This is a genomic window from Streptococcus henryi DSM 19005 (genome assembly GCF_000376985.1).
In the GTDB taxonomy this organism is placed as follows: domain Bacteria; phylum Bacillota; class Bacilli; order Lactobacillales; family Streptococcaceae; genus Streptococcus; species Streptococcus henryi.
The window spans coordinates 1-1,176 of record NZ_AQYA01000001.1 but is presented as its reverse complement, the minus strand read 5'-3'; the positions used below and the strand labels follow the sequence as shown (position 1 = coordinate 1,176).

Annotated in this window: 1 protein-coding gene; it reads left to right on the top strand. The window is 32.6% G+C overall.

What is annotated here, in order from left to right:
• The first annotated feature begins 206 nt into the window (after positions 1–206).
• Positions 207–1,076 (top strand): helix-turn-helix domain-containing protein, encoded by an 870-nt coding sequence (locus F601_RS0100010; protein WP_018163645.1) that lies wholly within the window; start codon positions 207–209, stop codon positions 1,074–1,076.
• Positions 1,077–1,176 lie beyond the last annotated feature (100 nt).

The following is a 1,176-nucleotide window of genomic DNA, read 5'->3' as shown; positions in this document are numbered from 1 at the left end:
CACTAAACGGTGCAACAAGTAGTCCAATTGGACAAATGAAGAAATGGATTTAGGACTTTTGAAAAACTTTCCGAGAATAACTTGACACAAACAATTTCTTTTCATAACAGTACTCCTTTTTTATTTTGTGATATAATTCTATCAAAACAATAAAACGGTTACATAAAGTGTAAGCTTTATTCACATCAATAAAATGAGAGGTATTTATGCGTTGGGATTTTGGGAAAGTTTATAAGGAAATCAGAAAATCAAAAGGTCTAAGTCAGCAAGAAGTTTGCGGGGATAGGTTATCACGTACTTCTTTATCAAAGATAGAAAATTGCCAGTCAATTCCTAATTTTGAACATATGGTCTATTTATTAAATCAAATTGATATGTCTCTTGATGAATTTATTTACATATGTAATTTGTATCAGCCTTCTGAGAGGCAATCCTTAATTATAGAAGTTAATAATCTGTTGGAAACGCCTGATATTTCAAAGATTGAGGAATTAGTTCAGCGATGTAATAACTGTCTAGCGAAAGAAGACGATGTACCAATAAAAAATCTTCGAAATGTTTTAGAAATGTTCCAATGGATTCGCACGAATGGGATTCAGAAGGAAAATCCTGAATATCAAAAATTAGTGGTGAAAATATGGGAGCCCTTGGAAAGAAGGGATTCCTGGTATATGAGTGATTTTCGATTGTTGAATGCCATACTTCACCATTTTCCAATTGACTGTTTACAAAAAATTACTCAACATATTTTTAGAAATTTGGAAAAATATAAAGATTATCGAAATATCAAAAGGGACCAAATAACGCTACTTGTTAATTTATCTACAGTATTTCTCAAATACGGACATCTAAGGGAATGCGAAGAGATTCTAGTTAAATTATTAAAATTATGTAAAGAGATGAAATCTTATGATGATTTCGGGTTTTGCCAAATTCGCTTAGGTATTTGTCGAGGAGACATGGCCCTAATAAAAAAAGGTAGACAGCTTTTAATTTTATGTGAGGAGAAAGACTTGCGTCAAGCTGTGGACCTTGAAATTGAACGTTATGGCAGGGAAGTAATTCTTAATGACTAGAAAACAAAGAGGCTGGGCAAAAACTAGCTTCAAAATAAAACCACACAGTGATTTCCGTCTCGAAAACAATCAAGATGAAAGAATCACTGTGTGGTTTTTG

What these genes read in the sequence shown, in the direction of transcription:
- F601_RS0100010 (WP_018163645.1), top strand. Translation starts at nt 207, where the DNA reads ATGCGTTGGGATTTTGGGAAAGTTTATAAGGAAATCAGAAAATCAAAA.